This is a genomic window from Campylobacter sp. CFSAN093229 (assembly GCF_011068225.1).
GTDB lineage: Bacteria > Campylobacterota > Campylobacteria > Campylobacterales > Campylobacteraceae > Campylobacter_D > Campylobacter_D jejuni.
Map to the genome: position 1 here is coordinate 1 of NZ_JAAMXB010000006.1, position 20,607 is coordinate 20,607.

At 30.9% G+C, this 20,607-nt stretch carries 19 protein-coding genes and 2 pseudogenes; 13 read left to right on the forward strand and 8 right to left on the reverse strand.

What is annotated here, in order from left to right; all coding sequences use genetic code 11:
• Positions 1-30: 30 nt before the first annotated feature.
• The 6 genes from FBE93_RS03745 to FBE93_RS03770 all read left to right on the forward strand — a co-directional run bounded on the left by FBE93_RS03745 (position 31) and on the right by FBE93_RS03770 (position 6,758).
• On the forward strand, positions 31-543 hold the full coding sequence (locus tag FBE93_RS03745; protein ID WP_165434188.1) for a cytidine diphosphoramidate kinase: 513 nt from the start codon (positions 31-33) through the stop codon (positions 541-543).
• A complete protein-coding gene (locus FBE93_RS03750; RefSeq protein WP_002932550.1) occupies positions 540-2,609 on the forward strand; it encodes a capsular polysaccharide biosynthesis protein in 2,070 nt (689 codons plus the stop codon). The genes FBE93_RS03745 and FBE93_RS03750 overlap by 4 nt, the downstream gene beginning before the upstream one ends.
• A complete protein-coding gene (kpsS, locus tag FBE93_RS03755) occupies positions 2,606-3,790 on the forward strand; it encodes a capsule polysaccharide modification protein KpsS (RefSeq protein WP_002932552.1) in 1,185 nt (394 codons plus the stop codon). The genes FBE93_RS03750 and kpsS overlap by 4 nt, the downstream gene beginning before the upstream one ends.
• Before the next feature lie 72 nt (positions 3,791-3,862).
• Positions 3,863-4,984: a hypothetical protein gene (locus tag FBE93_RS03760; protein ID WP_002932553.1), complete on the forward strand. Its 1,122-nt coding sequence runs from the start codon at positions 3,863-3,865 to the stop codon at positions 4,982-4,984.
• Complete coding sequence (locus FBE93_RS03765; protein ID WP_002890764.1) at positions 4,981-6,342, forward strand: cytochrome P450; 1,362 nt, start codon at positions 4,981-4,983, stop codon at positions 6,340-6,342. Before FBE93_RS03760 ends, FBE93_RS03765 begins: the two co-directional genes overlap by 4 nt.
• Positions 6,339-6,758, forward strand: coding sequence for a hypothetical protein (locus tag FBE93_RS03770; RefSeq protein WP_165434189.1), 420 nt, complete (start codon positions 6,339-6,341; stop codon positions 6,756-6,758). Before FBE93_RS03765 ends, FBE93_RS03770 begins: the two co-directional genes overlap by 4 nt.
• On the opposite strand, the gene acpS is transcribed toward FBE93_RS03770, so the two are convergent.
• Entirely contained in the window at positions 6,759-7,106 is a 348-nt protein-coding gene (gene acpS / locus FBE93_RS03775; protein ID WP_002825806.1) for a holo-ACP synthase, read from the reverse strand.
• A complete protein-coding gene (gene fliL, locus FBE93_RS03780; protein ID WP_002868488.1) occupies positions 7,107-7,643 on the reverse strand; it encodes a flagellar basal body-associated protein FliL in 537 nt (178 codons plus the stop codon). It lies immediately after the preceding gene.
• Positions 7,644-7,745: 102 nt separating this feature from the next.
• On the opposite strand from fliL, the pseudogene pgmL reads away from it, so the two are divergent.
• Positions 7,746-9,135 (forward strand): annotated as a pseudogene (gene pgmL / locus FBE93_RS03785) (phosphoglucosamine mutase PgmL).
• A 47-nt stretch (positions 9,136-9,182) separates the two neighbouring features.
• Positions 9,183-9,560, forward strand: coding sequence for a DUF1090 family protein (locus tag FBE93_RS03790; protein WP_002932559.1), 378 nt, complete (start codon positions 9,183-9,185; stop codon positions 9,558-9,560).
• A 30-nt stretch (positions 9,561-9,590) separates the two neighbouring features.
• Here FBE93_RS03790 and rsfS read toward each other — a convergent pair whose 3' ends face one another.
• Positions 9,591-9,917, reverse strand: coding sequence for a ribosome silencing factor (gene rsfS, locus FBE93_RS08400; protein ID WP_002855339.1), 327 nt, complete (start codon positions 9,915-9,917; stop codon positions 9,591-9,593).
• Between the two features lie 27 nt (positions 9,918-9,944).
• On the reverse strand, positions 9,945-10,490 hold the full coding sequence (nadD, locus tag FBE93_RS08405; protein WP_002932561.1) for a nicotinate (nicotinamide) nucleotide adenylyltransferase: 546 nt from the start codon (positions 10,488-10,490) through the stop codon (positions 9,945-9,947).
• Positions 10,491-10,549: 59 nt separating this feature from the next.
• Here nadD and gap point away from each other — a divergent pair, with 59 nt between their 5' ends.
• The 5 genes from gap to FBE93_RS03820 are packed head-to-tail and all read left to right on the forward strand — an operon-like array spanning position 10,550 to position 15,746.
• Positions 10,550-11,548 carry a type I glyceraldehyde-3-phosphate dehydrogenase gene (gene gap / locus FBE93_RS03800; protein ID WP_002868484.1) on the forward strand — a complete coding sequence of 333 codons (999 nt, stop codon included), beginning with the start codon at positions 10,550-10,552 and terminating at the stop codon, positions 11,546-11,548.
• Between the two features lie 2 nt (positions 11,549-11,550).
• Positions 11,551-12,753 carry a phosphoglycerate kinase gene (locus FBE93_RS03805; RefSeq protein ID WP_002783833.1) on the forward strand — a complete coding sequence of 401 codons (1,203 nt, stop codon included), beginning with the start codon at positions 11,551-11,553 and terminating at the stop codon, positions 12,751-12,753.
• Complete coding sequence (locus FBE93_RS03810; RefSeq protein WP_002932563.1) at positions 12,750-13,421, forward strand: triose-phosphate isomerase; 672 nt, start codon at positions 12,750-12,752, stop codon at positions 13,419-13,421. The genes FBE93_RS03805 and FBE93_RS03810 overlap by 4 nt, the downstream gene beginning before the upstream one ends.
• Positions 13,422-13,424: 3 nt before the next feature.
• On the forward strand, positions 13,425-14,249 hold the full coding sequence (gene fabI, locus FBE93_RS03815) for an enoyl-ACP reductase FabI (protein ID WP_002887956.1): 825 nt from the start codon (positions 13,425-13,427) through the stop codon (positions 14,247-14,249).
• 3 nt (positions 14,250-14,252) lie between these two features.
• A complete protein-coding gene (locus FBE93_RS03820) occupies positions 14,253-15,746 on the forward strand; it encodes a hydrogenase small subunit (RefSeq protein WP_002932564.1) in 1,494 nt (497 codons plus the stop codon).
• A gap of 161 nt (positions 15,747-15,907) precedes the next feature.
• Here FBE93_RS03820 and feoB read toward each other — a convergent pair.
• From feoB to purB, 4 genes and pseudogenes are all read right to left on the reverse strand, one after another.
• Positions 15,908-17,584: pseudogene (gene feoB / locus FBE93_RS03825) on the reverse strand (ferrous iron transport protein B); the annotation flags it as partial.
• Positions 17,581-17,805 (reverse strand): ferrous iron transport protein A, encoded by a 225-nt coding sequence (locus FBE93_RS03830; protein ID WP_002779147.1) that lies wholly within the window; start codon positions 17,803-17,805, stop codon positions 17,581-17,583. The pseudogene feoB and the gene FBE93_RS03830, both read right to left, overlap by 4 nt.
• Before the next feature lie 81 nt (positions 17,806-17,886).
• Positions 17,887-19,227 (reverse strand): MmgE/PrpD family protein, encoded by a 1,341-nt coding sequence (locus tag FBE93_RS03835; RefSeq protein WP_002932566.1) that lies wholly within the window; start codon positions 19,225-19,227, stop codon positions 17,887-17,889.
• An 8-nt stretch (positions 19,228-19,235) separates the two neighbouring features.
• A complete protein-coding gene (gene purB, locus FBE93_RS03840; RefSeq protein WP_002932567.1) occupies positions 19,236-20,603 on the reverse strand; it encodes an adenylosuccinate lyase in 1,368 nt (455 codons plus the stop codon).
• Positions 20,604-20,607: the final 4 nt, after the last annotated feature.

Below are 20,607 nucleotides of genomic sequence, written 5' to 3' on the forward strand. Positions count from 1 at the left end.
TTGATTTTATGAGTGATTTAGAGGTGCAAATTGATAAATAGTCCTTATATTATTTGGCTTACTGGTTTAGCTGGAAGCGGAAAAACAACTATAGGTCAAGCTTTGTATGAAAAATTAAAGCTAAAATATAAAAACCTTATTTATCTCGATGGAGATGAGTTAAGAGAAATATTAGGACATTATGCATACGATAGACAAGGTCGCATAGATATGGCTTTGAAAAGAGCTAAATTTGCAAAATTTTTAAACGATCAAGGTATGATAGTTATTGTCACTACGATTTCAATGTTTAATGAGATTTATGATTACAATAGAAAGCAATTAAAAAATTATTATCAAATTTATATAGAATGCGATATGCATGAATTAATGCAAAGAGATCAAAAAGGGCTTTATACTAAGGCTTTAAATAAAGAAATTGATAATGTAGTTGGTGTTGATATAGAATTTGATAAACCAGGTGCTGATTTAGTGATCAATAATTCTTGTCGAAATAATTTAGAAGAAAAAGTTGAACTTATAATAAAGAAATTGGCATTGTGAAGTATTACTCAACATCAAAAAAACTTATCGCTAATGTTAGAAATTTTTATATCATTTCTTTATATAAGAAAAATTTAAAAATCAACAAAGATGATCTTTTCTTTGGTTGGGGACGCAAAAAATCAGGTTTAAAAGCTATGAATTTTGCTAAAAAATATAAGACTAAATTCATACTTTTAGAAGATGGATTTATCCGCTCATTAAACTTAGGGGTTGAAAATAGCCCAAGTTTTTCTATAATTAAAGATGATATAGGCATTTATTATGATGCAACAATGCCTTCAAAGCTTGAAAATCTTTTAAATGCTTATGAATTTAAAGATGAAGAAATCAAACAAGCTAAAAAAGCTATAGAGCTTATTAAAAAATATAAAATTAGCAAGTATAATAACAATCTTGATATCCCAGATGATTATTTTCAAAAAGATGAAAAAAGGGTTTTAATTATCACCCAAACGGCCAATGATGCCTCTCTTGAATTTGGGCTTGCTAAAGATTTTAAAACCCTTGATATGATAAAAGATGCCATAAAAGAAAATCCTAAATCTAAAATTTATATAAAAACCCATCCAGATGTTTTAAGTGGTAAAAAACAAAGTGATTTAGATTTAAATTCCTTACCTAAAGAATGTATTTTAATCACTGAAAATTTTAATCCCATAGCCTTGCTTGAGTTTTTTGATAAGGTTTATACCAAAACTTCTGGTATGGGTTTTGAAGCTTTGATGCAAGAATGTGAGTGTATTTGTTATGGCATGCCTTTTTATGCGGGCTGGGGTCTAACAAAAGATAAATTAGAGTGTAAAAGAAGGATACGAAAAAGAAACTTAGAAGAAGTTTTCTATGCTGCTTATATACTTTATAGCGAATATTTTAATCCTTATTTAAATCAAAAAAGTAATATTTTTGATACTATTCAAACTTTAGCAAAATATAAAGATATAGAAAAGGCAAATTCTAACAGGCTTTTTATGCTAGGCTTTACCTTATGGAAAAGGCATTTTATCAAGCCTTTCTTTAAGGCTAAAAATAATGAAATTATTTTTTTAAATTCTTTAAAATCTTTAGCTGGATATAAACTTAAAGAAAATGATAAATTTTTCATTTGGGGTAAAAAATATGATGAAAATACTCTTAAAAATTTGCTTTTAACAAAGGCAAAAGAGCAAAATTTAACTAATTTTAGTCCTAAAGTTTCTTTAGTTGAAGATGGCTTTATTCGCTCGATTTCTCTAGGTTCTGATCTTACTCGTCCTTTTTCTTTAATCGTTGATGATAAAGGACTTTATATAGATCCAAATAAACCAAGTAAACTAGAAGAGCTTTTACAAAACGAAATCTTTGATGAAAATATACTAAATAGGGCAAAAAATATTATAAAAATCTTACTTGAGAACCGCTTTTCAAAATATAATGGTTTAAAGCATGAAGACTTAAAGATCAATGCTAAAATAGGACAAAAGATTATTTTAATCCCTGCTCAAGTTGAAGATGATGCTTCGATGATTTTAGGAGGTTTTGGCTTATCTACTCTTGATTTGCTTAAGGAGGTACGTTCTAAAAATCAAGATGCTTATATCATCTTTAAACCCCATCCTGATGTGTTAAGTGGCAACCGTGTGGGTTTAAAAGATGAAACACGCATCTTGGAATTTTGTGATGAGATTGTAAAAGATTGCAGTATCGATAGTGCTATAAAAATTGCTGATGAAATTCACACTATTACTTCTACAAGTGGTTTTGATGCTCTTTTAAGAGCTAAAAAAGTTTTTACTTATGGTATGCCTTTTTATGCGGGCTGGGGTTTAACAAAAGATAAACATAAATGCAAAAGAAGAACAAGAAAACTAAGCCCAGAGGAGCTTGTAGCAGGTGCTTTGATCACATATCCAAGATATATAAATCCTAAAACAAAAACTTTATGTGAAATTGAAGTTTGTTTAGATATAATGCTAAATTTACAAAAAGATTATTTTTCAAAAAAACATATAAAATTGGCAATAGATTTTAAAACTTTTATGCTTAGAAAAATAAGAAGATTTTATGAATTTTTAGCAAAGAAATGAGATTTAGCACTAAAATTAAAAAAGAATTTAGCGGTAAAAATGTTTTACTCTTGCAAGGGCCTGTGGGAAATTTTTTTCATCATCTTGCAATGAAAATGAAAAAAAACCAAACCAAAGTTTTTAAACTCAATTTTAACGGTGGAGATTTTTTTTTCTATCCTAGTGGGACTAGGTGTAAGTGCGATGAAAAAGATCTTGAAAATTTCTATAGAGATTTTTTTCAAAGCAAAAAAATCGATGCTATTTTAATGTATAACGATTGTCGCATTATACATGCCAAGGCTATTAAAGTGGCTAAAGAATTAGGAATTGAAATATGGATTTTTGAGGAAGGATATTTAAGGCCTTATTGTATTACTTTGGAAAAAGATGGAGTGAATGCAAATTCTTCCTTACCGCGTGATAAAAATTTTTATCTTTCTCAAAATATTTTTACCAAAGAAAGCATAAAAGAAATTCCAGGTGGATTTAAATTTATGGCTTTTGATGCTTTTTTGTATTGGTTGTTTGCTTTTATTTTGGCTCCATTTTTTAATAACAAACTTCATCATCGCACTTTATATCCTTTTGAATTTTTATTTTGGTTTAGATCATTGTATAGAAAGTATCTTTATAAGATTACAGAAAAAAAACTAAATGAAAAGATTTATAATTTAGAAAAAAAGTACTTTTTGGCGATTTTACAAGTTTATAGCGATACGCAAATTAAATATCATTACAAAAAAAGCATAGAGCACTTTATAGAGGAAACCATACTTTCTTTTGCAAATCATGCAAGAGCTAAATCTTATCTAGTTTTTAAACACCATCCCATGGATAGGGGCTATAAGAATTATTCTAAACTCATAAACGATTTAAGTCAAAAATATCATGTAGAAGGAAGGGTTTTATATGTTCATGATACCCACTTGCCAGTTCTTTTAAGAAAGGCTTTAGGTTGTATTACTATAAATTCAACAGTAGGCCTTAGTGCTATTTTAGAAGGCTGTCCGACTAAGGTTTGTGGCAATGCTTTTTATGATTTTGAAGGCTTATCTTATCCAAAGAAACTTCAATTTTTTTGGCGTGAAGCTCATGCTTATAAACCCAATCCTGTTTTGGTGTGTAATTTTAAGAAATATCTTTTACAAACTAACCAATTCAACGGCAATTTTTATAAAAATTTCTTTTTAGACAAATAAGACTAAAAAGCTTTGATTAAGAGAGCTTTTAAAGCAAAGTTGTTATAATTAAAAGCAAAAAGAAATTATTGTATGGATAGGGAAGTATTTTATATAGCAGGATATGATCCTAAAAGTTATAGATTTTATTACGATTTATTTAAAAAAAACCTAAAAGATTATTCTCATGCTTTTAACATTAAGACTGATTTAAGTAAAATTGAAAAAAATGAGCAATTTCCTTTTTTTCAAATTTCGTGCGAAGGAGTACAAACTAAATATCATTTTTTAACATGGAATGATATTGTTAAGAAAAATTGGTCGGAAAATTACAAAGATGCCTTAGCGGATTGTTATAGTTTTTTTAGAATTTATACTATCACAGGACTTTTTATCAAATTTGGTAAAGAGTCGATTTATCAACTTATCACAGGTTATTATCCTTTTTTTTATGTGTTATTTTCTTTACTATTTTCTTTGGTTTTAGCTTTTGGAAGTTTTGCTTTTTTGCAAAATTATATGCATTTTTCTTTAGCTATCATCATAGGATGTTTTTTAGGATTTTTGCTAAATCATTTTTTATTTAAATTAGGTAAGAAATTAGCTGTATTTTGGATAGCAAGAATTTGTGCTTTTTGTGCTACTTGGCAAGATAAAAAAATAGGCACTATACAAGAAAGAATCAAGCTTTTTGCAAATACTATAGTAGATAAGTTAAAACAAAACGAAAGCAAGCAAGATTATGAGCTTATTTTAGTAGCGCATAGTGTTGGAACTATAGTTTGTATAGAAGTTTTGGAGTGTATTTTAAGACAAAATTTAGATTTATCTTTACTTCGTAAATTAAAAATTCTTACTTTAGGAGAATGCATACCTTTAGTGAGTTATCAAAAAAAAGCAGATGAATTTAGAAAGAAGCTTGAATTTGTTTCAAGGTTTGATTTGAAATGGTATGATTACACATCGATTATTGATGGAGCATGTTTTCCTCAAGTGGATTTTTTCCGTACGAGTGGCGTAAATGCTAAATTTACACCCCCATTTTTAAGTGCTAAATTTCACACTTTATATGAAAAACATGAGTATAAAAAAATAAAAAGAGATAAAAACAAAGCGCACTTTTTATATCTTTATAGTATTAGTGTTAAAGGTGATTATGATTTTTTTTCTTTTATCATAATGCCTAAATTTTTAGAAGAAAAGGTAAAAATATGAGTGAATGTCCCTTTTTTCCAAAACCTTATAAAAATAAGGCTTCTACACTTTTAACTTTTTTGTTAAAGCGTAGATCTTGGCTTGATGGGCTTTATGAGCGTAGTTATAAAATGCAAACAGGTTATGTGAAGATGCCAAATTTTGATCTTTATGTTATAAATGATACTAAAGAAGTTAAAAGAATGATGGTTGATGAGGTTAGAGAATTTCCTAAAAGTGCATTTTTGCATGAGCTTTTAAGTCCGCTTTTAGGAGAGAGCATTTTTACTACAAATGGTGAAGTTTGGAAAAAGCAAAGAGAGCTTTTGCGTCCAAGTTTTGAAATGACTCGTATCAATAAAGTGTTTAATCTTATGAGTGAAGCTGTGGCAGATATGATGGATCGTTTTAGCAAGTATCCAAATCATGCTGTTATTGAAGTAGATGAAGCTATGACTTTTATTACCGCTGATGTGATTTTTCGCACCATTATGTCTTCAAAACTCGATGAGGAAAAAGGTAAAAAAATCTTAAATGCCTTTGTGACTTTTCAAGAGCAAAGCGTGCATACAGCCATGCGTCGTATGTTTCGTTTTCCAAAATGGCTTTCTTATGTATTAGGAGATCGTAAGCGTGCTAAGGCTGGAGATGTGATCAGACAGGTTTTAAGTGACATCATAAAACCAAGATATGATATGGCAGATAATGCAGAATTTGAAGATATTTTAGGATCTTTGCTTTTAGTAGTGGATGCGGATACGAATAAGCGTTTTTCTTTTGAGGAAATTTTAGATCAAGTAGCTATGCTTTTTTTAGCAGGACATGAAACTACAGCAAGTTCTTTGACATGGACGCTTTATTTGCTTAGTCTTTATCCTAAGGAGCAAGAAAAAGCTTATGAGGAGATTACTCAGGTTTTACAGGGTGGAGCCATTGAAATTTCGCATCTAAGACAGTTTAAATACTTAACAAATATTTTTAAAGAATCTTTAAGGCTTTATCCTCCTGTTGGATTTTTTGCAAGAGAGGCAAAAAAAGATACCCAAGTTAGAGATAAGCTTATTAAAAAAGGTTCTGGGGTGGTGATTGCTCCTTGGCTGATACACAGACATGAAGAATTTTGGACAAATCCACATGGATTTAATCCTTCTCGTTTTGAGGGAGAATACAAAAAAGATGCTTATTTGCCTTTTGGGGTAGGGGAAAGAATTTGTATAGGACAAGGTTTTGCTATGCAAGAAGCGATTTTGATTTTGGCTAATATTTTAAAAACTTACAAATTAGAACTTGAAGAAGGTTTTGTACCTGATGTAGTAGGGCGTTTAACAGTGCGTTCGGCTAATGGTATGAGGATAAAATTTAGCAAAAGAAAGCTATGAAAAGAGTTAGAACTAAAATTCGCGCCAATTTTCGTCGTCGTGTAAAACGCACCTTAAAAGGAAGCTTAAAAGAAAAATTAGCAGGGACTATTCTGCTTTGTGCGATAGTACCTTTAGCAGTTTTAGGATATCTTTTTATTGTGATTATAGGAACTTTTTTTAATACTGCACGAGCAAGACATGGTGTTAGAGCCTTAGATCATTTTGTAAATGCAAGCTTATTTAATGGCTATGCTTGGGAGAGCGTTTCTTCTCATGCGTGGCGTGAAAGAAATCGCAAAAAATGGGCAAGGATTGTTATAAAAATCACAGATTTTTTTCAAAAAGATCATTGCAAAAGAGCAAACAAAAGAGAACAACCTGTGGTGGATTTCATACTTTCAAGAAATTTAGACAAGCAAACTATAGGAAAATAATCAAACTATAGCCACTATGGCTATAGCAAAACCATTATCATGAGAAATACTTAGGGAAGTTTGAGTGATATTAAAATCTTTTGTAATTTTTTGAGAATATTTTAATTTAGGCGCGTTTTTTTCATCTTTTGATATTTCAATATCAAAAAAACTGCATAATTCACAAATTCCAACACCTAAAGCCTTGCTAGCGGCTTCTTTAGCAGCCCAAAGACCTGCCAGAGTTGCTGGATTTTTAATGAGTATTTGTTCTTTTGGGCTTAGAAATTTATCCAAAAAATTTTTGCCATGTCTAGAATGAATTTTTTCTATCCTAGAAATGGCGATGATATCACAGCCTACACGCATTTAAGAAACTACAAAATCCGTAAAATAAACATTTTTAATAAAGCCATCGGTTAAAATTTCATTGATTTTTCCAACTAGCTCATCTTTTAAACGTTCTTTGCCTTTTTGCGTACTTACTTCTTCAAAAGTTTTAGCTGTTAATGTACGAATAATAATATCACGGATCACTGGAACTTTTTTGTCAAGTTCAGGTTTTAAAAGTTCGCTATTTTGTTCTAGTTCTATAGTGCATTTTACATATCTTGAACCACTATCACTAAGTAAATTTAGGGTAAAAGGATCAAGTGGATACATAGGACCTATATTAGCAAAATCACTACCTCGCTGAGTAGGAGCTGAAACTTTAGGTTTATCAGTTTTTGCCTCTTCTTTTGGAGCTTCTTTGACTTCACTTTCATCACTTGAACTGCTTGAAATAAGCCAAGCAATTACTCCCATAATACTAAGAAGTAAAACAAAAAGTAAAATAACAATAATAATTACAAGTGAACCGCCTTTTTTCTTTTTCGTTTCTTCGTTTTCTAATTCTTCATCCATAAATTTTCCTTCATTTAGTGAAATTAATGTAAAATTGTAGCAAAAATTTCTTTTCTATCCAAATTTGCTTTAGAAAAACGATAAATTTAGGTCAAAGAAGAGATGAATTTGAAGGAAAAAAATGTTAGATGTGATTTTTAGAGAATATGATATAAGAGGGCTTTATGGCAAAGAATTAAATGAAAAAAGTGTTAAGGCTATAGGTTTTTGCTTGGGACAAACCATGCTAAATAAAGGCTGTAAAAATGTAAGTGTGGGCTATGATGCAAGATATAGTGCAAATGAACTTTTTAATTATCTAGTGAGTGGACTTAACAAAGCGGGAATAAAAATCTATGATATAGGGCTTGTACCAACTCCATTGGGATATTTTAGTCTTTATGAGGGCTTGAAATTTGATGCAAATGTTATGATAACAGGCTCTCATAACCCAAAAGATTATAATGGTTTTAAAATCACTATCAATAAAGAAAGTTTTTTTGGCGTGGAATTAAAAGAGTTTTCAAAAGAAGTTTATAAGCATTTAGATGATGATATTGAAGAAAATTTAGAAGTAGAAAAATACGATATTTTAAGCCTTTATGTGAAATTTATGTGCGAGCAATTTAGCTTTTTAAAGGATTTTAATTATAAATTTGGCGTTGATTGCACAAATGGTGCGGCTGGAGTGGTGATAGAGCCTTTAATTAAAGCTTTAAATTTAAAAGCTCATGTAATGTTTGCAGAGCCTGATGGACAGTTTCCAAACCATGCTCCAGATCCTACAGAAGAAGAAAATTTAAGTGCGATTAGAGAGTTTTTAAATCAAAATCAAGATTATTCTTTAGCTTTTGCTTTTGATGGGGATGCTGATAGAATGGTTGCTTTGAGTAAAACTCATGTATTTTGTGGGGATGAGCTTTGTTATTTGTTTGCTAAAAATATTCCTAGTCCACGCATTTTAGGCGAGGTAAAATGTTCTAAAAATCTTTTTGATGAAGTGGCTAAATTTGGAACTATTTTTATGGGAAAAACAGGACATTCTAATATCAAAAAAATGATGAAAGAAAAAGATATTGATTTAGCTGCTGAAGTGAGTGGGCATATTTTCTTTAAACATAGATATTTTGGTTATGATGATGGAATTTACGCATTTTTAAGAGCCTTAGAACTTGTTTATAAAGGTTTTGATTTAGAAAGTATGATTAAAGCTTTACCAAAACTTTATACTACGCCTGAAATTAAAATTCCTGTAAATGAAGAAGAAAAATTTAAATTTGTGGAAGAATTTCAAAAAGAGATTGAAAAAGGAGCTTTAAAAGGTGTTAAAAGTCTTTGTGAAATCGATGGAGCTAGGATAGATTTTGGCGATGGATGGGCTTTGCTTCGTGCATCTAACACCAGCCCTTATCTTATCACACGCTTTGAAGCAACTTCTTTAGAAAGAGCAAAAGAGCTTGAAAGTACGGTATTTAGTTTGTTTAATGAGATAAAAGCTAGGCTTAAGAATTGATGAGATAATATTTCGCGATTTAAATTTATTTTAAAAAGGAATTAAAAATGAAAAAAATACTTGTTCTACTTTCGTTGTGTGCCTTTGCTTTTGGTGCAAGTGAATGTGATAGAAAAATCGATCGTATCAATAAAGAAATCAGTTTTTCTAAAGCACATAATGATACAGCTAGAACTTTAAGCTTAGAGCTTGCTTTAAAACAAGTACAAAATGATTGTGCTAAAGATCCTATGTTTTATGATAAAAAGTTAGAAGCTAAAAAACTTAAAGAACAAGAAGTGGAAAAAATCGAAAAAGAACTTGATGCTTTAAAAGAACAAAAAGATTATATGAGTAAGGCTGAGTATAAAGCTAAAAAAGAAGCTTTAAAAGAACAAAAAGAGAAAATCAAAAAAGAAATTAAAGAATATATTGATAATCTCTAAAAATTAAAAGGCTAATTAAATTTAGCCTTTTTAAACCCTACCTTTTTTAAGATTTTCTAGTAATTCTTCTATATTATAAATTCCTCTGTGTTCTGGTGTTAAAAGATGAATTAAAATATCGCCAAGATCAATCACGCTCCATTCTTCACTACTATCTATGTTTAAAAATTCCTCACCTTTGGCTTTAAGTTGTGTTTTAAGCTCATCGATTAAAGATAGAGCGTGTCTTTCTCCTAAAGTAGCTGCGATAATGACATATTTTACAAAGTATTCTTGCTCGCTCATGTCAATGGTTTTAATATCTTCAGCTTTTTTTTCATCTAAAATTTTAACGATTAAATCTATTCTTTCTTGCATTATTGTCCTTTAATTTTTGAAATTGTATCAATTTTTTTGTAATTTTTCATAATATTTTTTTACTTCATCTTTAATTTCTTCACAAACTTCATTTATATTTAAAGTGTTGCGTATGAAAGAAGAAGCGATTTTTTTATCGGTTTTTAAATCTTTGAAATTCTTAGGAATTTCTATATCATTGCGATTGGCAATAACAAATTCTACTAAAGAATTAAGTTTTTCAAAATCATGCCAAAGATGAAGTTTTTCTAAATGATCTGCGCCGATTAAAAGATAAAATTTACTAGGATTATAAAGCTTATAAAGATACTTAACACTTTCTATGCTAGGAACAGGGCGTTTTTGCTTGGTTTCAAAATCACAAATTTCAACTTTTGGAAAATGTCCCCAAAGTTTTTTAACCCATAAGAATCTTTGCTTTTCATCAGCACTAAAGTTTTGTTTAAAAGGATTGATATAAGTAGGCATAATAATAAGCTTATCAATATCTAATATTTCCAAAGCCTCTAAAACAACGCTATTGTGTCCATTATGTGGTGGATCAAAACTGCCACCAAAAAGTGCTATCTTCATTAAAATTTTAACCTTTTTTTTGTAGAATATTAACATTATATTTTGCAAAAGGAAATTAAATGGCTGTAAAAGTTGCTATAAATGGTTTTGGACGCATAGGCAGATGTGTTGCAAGAATCATCTTAGAAAGAAATGATATTGAGCTTGTGGCGATAAATGATACTACGGATATTGAACTTACAAAATACCTTTTTAAATACGATACGGTACATGGTGAATTTAAAGGCAGTGTTGATAGCGAAGGTGATGATTTAGTAGTAAATGGTAAAAAAATCAAAGTATTTAAAAGTCGCAATGTAAAAGATCTTGACTTTGCAAAACACGGCGCACAAATTGTTTTAGAGTGCACAGGGGCGCATTTAACTATGGCAAAATGTCAAGAATTTATAGATATGGGAGTGCAAAAAGTTATCATGAGTGCTCCTGCAAAAGATGATACACCTACTTATGTTTTAGGAGTAAATTCAGAACTTTACAAGGGTGAAAGCATTATTTCTAATGCAAGTTGTACAACAAATTGTTTAGGTCCTGTTTGTCGTGTTTTACAAGATAATTTTGGCATAGAAAAAGGACTTATGACAACAATACATGCTTATACAAATGGACAAAGTATTATTGATGCTAAGGCTAAAGACAAACGCCGTTCTCGTGCTGCAGCGCAAAATATCATTCCAACTTCTACAGGCGCAGCAAAAGCTATGAAACTTGTTATGCCTGAACTTAATGGCAAGCTTCATGGACAAAGTATGCGTGTGCCAGTGATTGATGTATCAAGCGTGGATTTAACTGCGCAACTAAGCCGTAAAGTCAGCAAAGATGAAATCAATGAAGCTTTCAGAAAAGCTGCAACTACAAATTTAAAAGGCATTTTAATGGTAGATGATGATGAAAGAGTTTCAAGCGATTTTATCACTTGTTCTTATGGAGCTATTGTAGCAAGTGATTTAACTCAAGTGATTGCGGATGATTTTATCAAGGTAATTGCTTGGTATGATAATGAATGGGGCTATTCAAGTCGTCTAGTAGATATGGCAGTATATATTGCAAATAAGGCTTAATCATGAGTGATATTATTTCTATAAAAGACATTGATTTAGCTAAGAAAAAAGTTTTTATAAGATGTGATTTTAATGTTCCTCAAGATGATTTTTTAAATATCACTGATGATAGACGCATAAGATCAGCTATTCCTACGATAAGATATTGTTTGGATAATGGTTGTAGTGTGATTTTAGCCTCTCATTTAGGGCGTCCAAAAGAAATTAGCTCTAAATATTCTTTAGAACCTGTGGCTAAGCGTCTTGCTAGACTTTTAGATAAAGAAATTATTATGGCAAAAGATGTTATCGGCGAAGATGCAAAAACCAAAGCTATGAATTTAAAAGCGGGTGAAATTTTACTTCTTGAAAATTTGCGTTTTGAAAAAGGCGAAACTAAAAATGATGAAAATTTAGCCAAAGAACTTGCTTCTATGGTTCAAGTTTATATCAATGATGCTTTTGGAGTATGCCATAGAGCACATTCTAGTGTAGAGGCGATTACTAAATTTTTTGATGAAAAACACAAAGGCGCAGGATTTTTACTCCAAAAAGAAATTGATTTTGCAAGCAATCTTATCAAACATCCAGCACGTCCTTTTGTCGCTGTTGTTGGAGGTTCAAAGGTAAGTGGAAAACTTCAAGCATTGACAAATTTATTACCAAAGGTAGATAAATTAATCATAGGCGGAGGTATGGCATTTACTTTTTTAAAAGCTTTAGGTTATGATATAGGAAATTCACTTTTAGAAGAAGAACTTTTAGAAGAAGCTAATAAAATTCTTACCAAGGGTAAAAATTTAGGAGTGAAAATTTATCTTCCAGTAGACGTTGTAGCTGCTCCTGCATGCTCACAAGATGCACCGATGAAATTTGTTCCAGCGCAAGAAATTCCAAATGGTTGGATGGGTTTAGATATAGGACCTGCGAGTGTGAGACTTTTTAAGGAGGTGATTTCTGATGCGCAAACGATTTGGTGGAATGGACCTATGGGTGTTTTTGAAATTGATAAATTTTCAAAAGGTAGCATTAAAATGAGTCATTATATCAGCGAAGGACATGCAACTTCTGTTGTTGGAGGCGGTGATACGGCTGATGTGGTTGCGCGTGCAGGTGATGCAGATGAAATGACTTTTATTTCCACTGGAGGTGGTGCTTCTCTTGAACTTATAGAAGGTAAAGAACTTCCAGGCGTAAAAGCTTTAAGATCTAAGGAAAATGAATGATCTTTGCTGCAAATTTAAAATGCAATCACACAAGAGCAAGCTTTAAAATTTATGCTGAAATTTTAAATAAAACCATGGGAGCAAAATGTGATGATATTATCGTTTTCCCACCTAGTGTAGCATTTTTAGAAAATGAAAATAACTTCATACAAGGAGCCCAAAATTTTTATCCTTGTGTTAATGGCGCTTTTACAGGCGAGCTTGGAAAAGAACATTTGGACGAATTTGGGATCAAATGTGTTTTAATCGGGCATTCTGAAAGAAGAGCTTTAGGAGATGAAGAGCTTATTGGAGCTAAATTTGATTTCGCTAAAGAGCATGGCTATAAAATTGTTTTTTGTATAGGTGAGAATTTAGATACAAAAAATTCAGGCAAGACTTTAGAGTTTTTAAAAAAACAACTTGAAATTATTGATTTAAATTATGAAAGACTCATTATCGCTTATGAGCCTATTTATTCTATAGGAACGGGAGTGAGTGCACAAAGTACAGATATCGCTAAAGTGCTTGAATTTTTAGCGAGTTTAACCAAGGCACCTTTGCTTTATGGTGGAAGTGTGAATGAAAATAATATCAAAGAAATTTTAAGTGTAAATCATTGTGGCGGAGTTTTGATAGGCTCTGCAGCGTTAAAAGTAGAAAATTTTATAAAATTAATCAAAGGATAAAAGATGATTATGAAGGGTAAAAAAGGCCTTATTGTAGGGGTTGCAAATAATAAATCTATTGCTTATGGCATAGCAAAAGCATGTTTTGATCAAGGAGCCCAGCTTGCTTTTACTTTTTTAAATGATGCTTTAAAAAAACGCGTAGAACCTATAGCACAAGAGTTTAATTCTAATTTTGTTTATGAGCTTGATGTAAACAATAATGAGCATTTAGATTCTATCGCTGAAAAAATCAAAAAAGATTTAGGCGAGATTGATTTTGTAGTGCATGCGGTTGCTTTTGCTCCAAAAGAAGCTTTAGAAAATTCTTTTTTAGAAACTTCAAAAGAAGCTTTTGATATAGCTATGCAAACTTCTGTGTATTCTTTACTTTCTTTAACACGTGCGGTTTTACCTATTTTAAAAGATAAGGGTTCGATTTTGACTTTAAGTTATCTTGGAGGGGTTAAATATGTACCTCATTATAATGTTATGGGTGTAGCAAAAGCTGCACTTGAAAGTTCTGTGCGTTATTTGGCAAGAGATTTAGGGGTAAAAGGAATTCGTGTTAATGCTATTTCAGCAGGTCCTATTAAAACTTTAGCAGCAAGTGGAATAGGGGATTTTAGAATGATTTTAAAATACAATGAAATCAATTCTCCTTTAAAACGCAATGTTAGTATAGAAGATGTAGGAAATTCGGCTATGTATTTACTTAGCGATTTAGCAAATGGTGTTACAGGTGAAATACATTATGTCGATGCAGGATATAACATCATGGGCATGGGTGATGTTGAAAAAAATGAAGAAGGGCAAACTGTTCTTTGTTGGGATAATCAAAAAGGATAAAAAATGGCAAAGCTTAGCAATGAAAAATTAAAAAATATACTTGAAGATCGCATTAAAAAACTTGAAAATTCTACTTTAAAAGAGGATAAGGTTATCAATGAAGAAAGTGTAAAAATTCTTGCTAGGCATTTATCTTTAGGCAATGAAATTCCAGCTCTTGCTCAAAGATTTTTTCAAATCGCACCTAAAACAAAGTTAGTATGGCTTCATCTTTGTGAATGTACAGGGTGTAGCGAGAGTTTGTTGCGTTCTGAGTTGCCAAGTTTTGATGAGCTTATTTTTGATTTTTTTTCTTTAGAATATCATGAAACTTTAATGGCGGCAAATGGCACTAAGGCTGAAGAACTTTTAGAGTATGTTTTAGAAGAAGATTTTATTTTAGCGGTTGAAGGTGGTGTTGCAGCCATTGATACCTTTTTTCTTACTATAGGAGCACAAGGAGAGAGTGGCTATGAAATTTTAGAAAAACTAGCCGCTAAAGCCAAGGCTATCTTTGCAGTGGGTACTTGTTCAAGTTATGGTGGTATTCAGGCTGCTTATCCAAATCCTAGTAAAACCTGTGGTATTAGTGAAGTCTTAAGTCAAAAAGTAGTAAATATCCCAGGTTGTCCTCCAAGTGATGTAAATATCATTGCGACTTTAAGTTTTTTTGCTTTATTTGGAGTTTTGCCTGAACTTGATGAGCAAAATCGTCCTGTGTGGGCTTATGGTAAATGTTTGCATGATATGTGTGAAAGAAAGGCGAAATTTGAAAGTGGGATTTTTGCTGAACATTTTGACGATGAAGCTGCAAAGAATGGAGCTTGTTTATTTAAGATAGGTTGTAAAGGACCTTATACTTACAACAACTGTCCTAAAGTGAAATTCAATGCTAAAACTTCTTGGCCAGTGGCTGCAGGACATGGTTGTATAGCCTGTAGTGAGAAAAATTTTTGGGATGAGTTTGGGAATTATGAAAAGCCTATGGCAAATATTTTTTCTTACGCTAAACTTTGCAATGAAGAGTTAAAACAAGAATTTTTTCTAGAAGAGCAAATTAAAATTTTAGAACAAATAGATTTTGAATTTGAAAGCAATATAAAACTTATTTTACAAAATATAGCTAAAAATAAATTAGGTGCTTTGCTTGTAGAAAATTATAAAAAATCCTTTGAAAAAAACTATGCTTTTATAGAACAAAATTTTGATGAAAATCCTATGCCTTCAAAAGATTTTTGGAAATATCTTGAGATGAGTTTTATTTTGGTTAAAGGCGCATTTTTAAAAGATAAGAATGATTTTTTAATTGCGGCAAAAAATTATGCTTTTAAACATGCAAGTCCTTATGATTTTAAGTTAAATATAAACGCTGAAAAACCAAAGCTTGATGTGAGTAAATCTTTTCGTATGACTTTAATCTATCTTTGCGGTGGGCTTGATTTTGAAGGTATTGCTTATAGTATTTTAAAAGCTTTTGAAGATAATATTACTAAAATTTCATCATTAAAAGCAAGTTAATTTAATAAAATTTTAGCAATATGAAGCCCTATAAAAGCTACTATATAAGCACTTGTGCAGGTAAAAAGAAAGAGAAAGAGAGTGTATTTTAGCTTTCCACTTTCTTTTGAAAAAACTATAGTTGCTGCAAAGCAGGGATTATAAATCATTACAAATAAAATAAAAGCCACTGCACTTGGTATAGGTATGTTTTTAGCGATAATTCCTTTTAAATCATTATTTGTTTCATCTACATCTTTTCCTAGTGAATAAAGCACTCCCATAGTTGAAATCATCACTTCTTTAGCAGCCAAACCACTGATTAAAGATACGCTTAATTTCCAATCTAACTCAAGGGGTTTAAAAATAGGTTCTATGCTTTTGCCAAATTGTCCTAAATAACTTTGTTCTATAGCTCTTTCTTGAGCATTAAAATCATTTAAATTTTCTTCACTTTTTGGAAAATTACTAGCAAACCATATAAGCAAAGAGGCCAAAAGTATGAAAGTTCCTGCTTTTTTAAGATACATTTTGGCTTTATTATAAACCATAAACCAAACTAAATACCAATTTGGCATACGATATTTTGGCATTTCCATAACAAAAGGTTCATCAAGTCCACGAAATGCTGTCATTCTTAAAAATTTTGCAGCACAAAGTCCTAAAATCACACCTAAAATATAAATTCCAAAAAGATAATTTCCTGCTTTTTCACTTGGAAAAAAAGCACCGATAAAAAGCACATATACAGGAAGTCTTGCCCCACAACTCATAAAATTGATCACAAAAAGAGTTAAAAGTCTATCTCTTTTGTTCTTAAGAGTGCGTGTAGCCATAAAAGCAGGCACTGAACAACCAAAACCAGTGATTAGTGGAATAAAACTTTTACCATGCAAACCAAATTTATGTAAAATCCCATCAAGTAAAAAAGCTACTCTTGACATATAGCCTGTGGTTTCTAAAAGAGCTATGCCTAAAAATAAAATCATTATATTAGGCAAAAAAAGTATCACAGCACCAACACCTGCGATAATCCCATCAGCCAAAGCTGAAGCGATAAAGGTATTAGAAATATTGTTTTTAACAAATTCACCTAAGGCATTAAAGCCCGATTCTATATAATCCATAGGAATTTGTCCTAAGCTAAAGGTGAGTTGAAATAAAAGCCACATTAAAAATAAAAATATAGGTAAGCCAAAGAATTTATGGATAAGTAAGGCATCGATTTTTTTGGTTAAATTTCTTTCTTCTTTTTTGTGCGTGATAATTTTTTTTGAAAGTTCATTAATAAAATATAATAAATCTTCTTTTTCTGGACTTTTTTCGCAAAGCGGAGTGTAAAATTGGGATCTTGGAATAAATTTACTTTCAAATAAAATAATAATTTTTTGCAGCAAAAGTTCTAAATTTTCTTTTGTTTTTGCTGAAATTTCAACAACTTGACTTTGAAATTCTTGGCTTAAAATAGAAGTGTCAAGCTCTATGCCTTCTTTTTTGGCTTCATCGCACATATTTAAAGCTAAAAGCATTTTTTTATTAAGGCTTAAAAGTTCTGCACTAAGGATAAGATTGCGTTCTAAATTGGTAGCATCTAAAACATTAACAATAACATCATAGTCATTTTGATTTAAAAAATGACGTGTGATTTTTTCTTCTTCGCTATATCCATCTAAAGAATAAGTTCCTGGTAAATCAATGACTTCAAATTCATAGTTTTTGTAAAAAGTTTTTGCACTTGCTTTTTCTATAGTAACTCCGCTAAAATTTCCTACTTTCATATTAGCTTTGCAAAGCGCATTAATAAGAAGACTTTTGCCTACATTAGGCTGACCTACAAGGGTTATTTTGATTTTTTTCATATAAGATTCACTTCTATGGTTTTAGCTTCATCAGATCTTAGGATAACACAACTTGTATCAAGTTCTACCATTATGGTGGCATTTTTTAAAGAGGAGTGAATTTTTTTCAAGTTTTTATTTTTAATAAATCCAAAGCTTAAAAGTCTATTTTTGAGCTCTTTGTGAGCGTTTAAATTGACAATAATAGCCTTTTGTCCATCTTTTAACTCGTTTAAAGTCATTGTAATTCCTAAATTAATAATAAATATTATAATAAAAAAGTGTAATGAAATTATCCTTCTTGTAAAAAGAAGGATAAATATTTAAAAAGAAAAGTGGTTTAAATTTTCTAGATTGATGATTTGATCTAGAATTTTGTTAGCTTTAGCATTATCAAGGTAAATTTGTGCATTGGCTAAAAATTTAGCTTTTAATTCTTCAAAATTTAAAGGATTATCAAAATTACCTTTATTGATAAAAACATCTTTTTGAATTATATTTCCATTTTGCAAAATAGCTTCTAAGTGACCTGGAAAATATTTTGGAAAACCTTGAGATTTTCTTTTTTTATAAGTAATTTTTTTAGCAAAATCAAGTACTTCTTTACGCTTTAAATTTTCATAAGATTTAAGAGTAATCTTGCCATCAAAAAATCCCAAAGCCATTAAAAAAGGCATAGAAAATTTAGCCTCATAAGCACTATTTGGAGTATATTTTGCCTCTAAAGGATCACAAATAAAAGAAACAGCAACCTCATCTACAAAACAACAAATACTTTTAATTTCATCAGCCTTTAAGCCATCATTTTTTAAAGCAATAGCACAATCAATTAGTCCATGAGCAAAATGACAACTTGGATAAGGTTTTATTGAAACTTGCATAGTTTGCCAAATTTCACCCAAAGCCTTATTAAGCTCTGTTTTATCACATTCTTGTTCTATACCAAAACATTTAAAGATATTATCCCTACCCTCAAAAATACTCAAAGGTCCGCTCATATTATTCTTAGCAAAATGGGCGATTATAATCCCATTTTTAATAGCATTAGCTATATGTAAAACCTTAGAATTAGAACCATTGGATAAAAATTCATTAATCCCACTTGCAAAACTTCCAGCAAGTCCCAAAGCGTTAATGATTTGTTCTTTATTTAAATCTAGCAAGATTGCGCTTGCACTTGTGCTTGCAAAAATTCCAGCAATAGCAGTAGTATGAAAACCACGCTTATGAAAAGTTCCTTTACTTGCAATACCTACTCTAGCTGCAATTTCCCAGCCAACAATAAAAGCTTTGATAATTTTTTGAGCCTCTTTGTTAATATAAAAACCATAACTCAAACAAAGTGGTGCTAAAATCGCACTTGCATGTAAAATAGCTTCTGTATGTGTATCATCAAAATCTAGTGCATGAGAAGCAATACCATTAAGCATAGCAGCATATATAGGATCTAATTTTTGTTCATTTATCCATACAGAAGTATTTTTTTCTGTGCTTAAATTTTTAAAGGTTTTAAAAGTATTCAAAACACATTCTTCATTACTTGCTGCTATAGCAGTTCCAAAACTATCAAGCATAAGCTCTTTAGCTCTTTGAACAACAACATCAGGAATATTTTCATATCGAATGTTTAAAATAAAATCTGCTAAAATTTCGCTATAAAACATAATTTTCCCTATTTTAAAATAGCACTATTTTTGATTTTTGCTAAAAATTCATCTACAAGTTTTGGTGCATATCCTACATAAGTTGTCGCATCAAGCAAAGCATCAATTTCTTTTTCTTTTAATACTTTAGATACTCTTTTATCAGCAAGCAAAACTTCCTTAAAAGTTTTTTGTTTTTCAATGCCTAGCATTGCATTTTCATAAACGATTTCATGAGCATGTTGTTTTCCATAATGATCACTTAATGCAAACATAATGCGCTCCGCCAAAACAAAACCATTAAGAGTGTTTAAATTTTTGAGCATCTTATCTTTTTTTACTTCCAAATCGCTAAGAGCAAATTTCATATTTGCTAAAACTACAGAAAGCATTAAAAACATTTCAGGTAAAAGCTTCCACTCCATTTTCCAAACTTGACCATCTCTTTCATGTTCGTGTCTTTCTATATCGCTTAAAATTGCTAAATTTGCTTTAAAAGCATTACTTACAGTAACAGCATTTTCGCTTATGGCAGGATTTCTCTTATGTGGCATAGTGCTTGATCCTACTTGACCCTTGCCAAAAGGCTCTGCAACTTCATCAATTTCATTATGCGAAAGGATTAAAATTTCATGAGCGATTTTGTTAAAGGTTGCGTTGATATTACCTAGTACAAAACCAAGCTCTATAAAGCGATCACGTGCGGGTTGCCAAGAAATATTAGGCACATCAAGTCCTAAATTTTCTAAAGTGAGTTTTTCTACTTCATTGCACTCATCACTTAAACTTGCTTTAGTTCCTACAGCACCTACTATACTACCTACATAAAGTCTTTTTTCAAGCTCAAGTATTCTTTCAAAATGACGCTCAAGTTCGCTTAACCAAATAGCCACTTTATGTCCAAAAGTAATAGGCAAAGCCTGAAGTGCTAAAGTTCTTCCCATCATAGCAGTGTTTTTATGGGTTTTAGCTAGTTTCGCTAAGGCTTTTGCGATAGCTTTTAATTCGCTTTTTACAAGAGTCATTGCTTCTTTAAATTGTAAAACCAGTCCTGTATCGATGATATCTTGAGTGGTTACTCCAAAATGTACATATTCGCCTAAATTATTATCGCAAGCTTTTTCTAATCCTCTTACAGTAGGAACTAAAGGGTGTTTAGTCTTTTTAAATTCAGCAAAGATAAAGTCCATATCCATAAATTTATAATGAGCTTTTTTTGCGATCTCATCAGCTGCTTTTTTAGGGATAATTTTAAGTTTTGCTTGTGCTTTTGCTAAAGCTGCTTCAACATCGAGCCATTTTTGTATGCGGTTTTGTTCGCAAAAAATAGCACGCATTTCCTGTGTGCTCCATGAGTCTGCTAGTAATCTATGATCAAATACGCTAATTCCTGTCATCTTA

Bases quoted from the DNA above. Each gene is read 5' to 3' on its own strand.
- kpsS (WP_002932552.1), top strand. From the start codon at position 2,606: ATGAGATTTAGCACTAAAATTAAAAAAGAATTTAGCGGTAAAAATGTT.
- FBE93_RS03760 (WP_002932553.1), top strand. From the start codon at position 3,863: ATGGATAGGGAAGTATTTTATATAGCAGGATATGATCCTAAAAGTTAT.
- FBE93_RS03765 (WP_002890764.1), top strand. From the start codon at position 4,981: ATGAGTGAATGTCCCTTTTTTCCAAAACCTTATAAAAATAAGGCTTCT.
- FBE93_RS03770 (WP_165434189.1), top strand. From the start codon at position 6,339: ATGAAAAGAGTTAGAACTAAAATTCGCGCCAATTTTCGTCGTCGTGTA.
- acpS (WP_002825806.1), bottom strand. From the start codon at position 7,106: ATGCGTGTAGGCTGTGATATCATCGCCATTTCTAGGATAGAAAAAATT.
- fliL (WP_002868488.1), bottom strand. From the start codon at position 7,643: ATGGATGAAGAATTAGAAAACGAAGAAACGAAAAAGAAAAAAGGCGGT.
- FBE93_RS03790 (WP_002932559.1), top strand. From the start codon at position 9,183: ATGAAAAAAATACTTGTTCTACTTTCGTTGTGTGCCTTTGCTTTTGGT.
- rsfS (WP_002855339.1), bottom strand. From the start codon at position 9,917: ATGCAAGAAAGAATAGATTTAATCGTTAAAATTTTAGATGAAAAAAAA.
- nadD (WP_002932561.1), bottom strand. From the start codon at position 10,490: ATGAAGATAGCACTTTTTGGTGGCAGTTTTGATCCACCACATAATGGA.
- gap (WP_002868484.1), top strand. From the start codon at position 10,550: ATGGCTGTAAAAGTTGCTATAAATGGTTTTGGACGCATAGGCAGATGT.
- FBE93_RS03805 (WP_002783833.1), top strand. From the start codon at position 11,551: ATGAGTGATATTATTTCTATAAAAGACATTGATTTAGCTAAGAAAAAA.
- FBE93_RS03810 (WP_002932563.1), top strand. From the start codon at position 12,750: ATGATCTTTGCTGCAAATTTAAAATGCAATCACACAAGAGCAAGCTTT.
- fabI (WP_002887956.1), top strand. From the start codon at position 13,425: ATGATTATGAAGGGTAAAAAAGGCCTTATTGTAGGGGTTGCAAATAAT.
- FBE93_RS03820 (WP_002932564.1), top strand. From the start codon at position 14,253: ATGGCAAAGCTTAGCAATGAAAAATTAAAAAATATACTTGAAGATCGC.
- FBE93_RS03830 (WP_002779147.1), bottom strand. From the start codon at position 17,805: ATGACTTTAAACGAGTTAAAAGATGGACAAAAGGCTATTATTGTCAAT.
- FBE93_RS03835 (WP_002932566.1), bottom strand. From the start codon at position 19,227: ATGTTTTATAGCGAAATTTTAGCAGATTTTATTTTAAACATTCGATAT.
- purB (WP_002932567.1), bottom strand. From the start codon at position 20,603: ATGACAGGAATTAGCGTATTTGATCATAGATTACTAGCAGACTCATGG.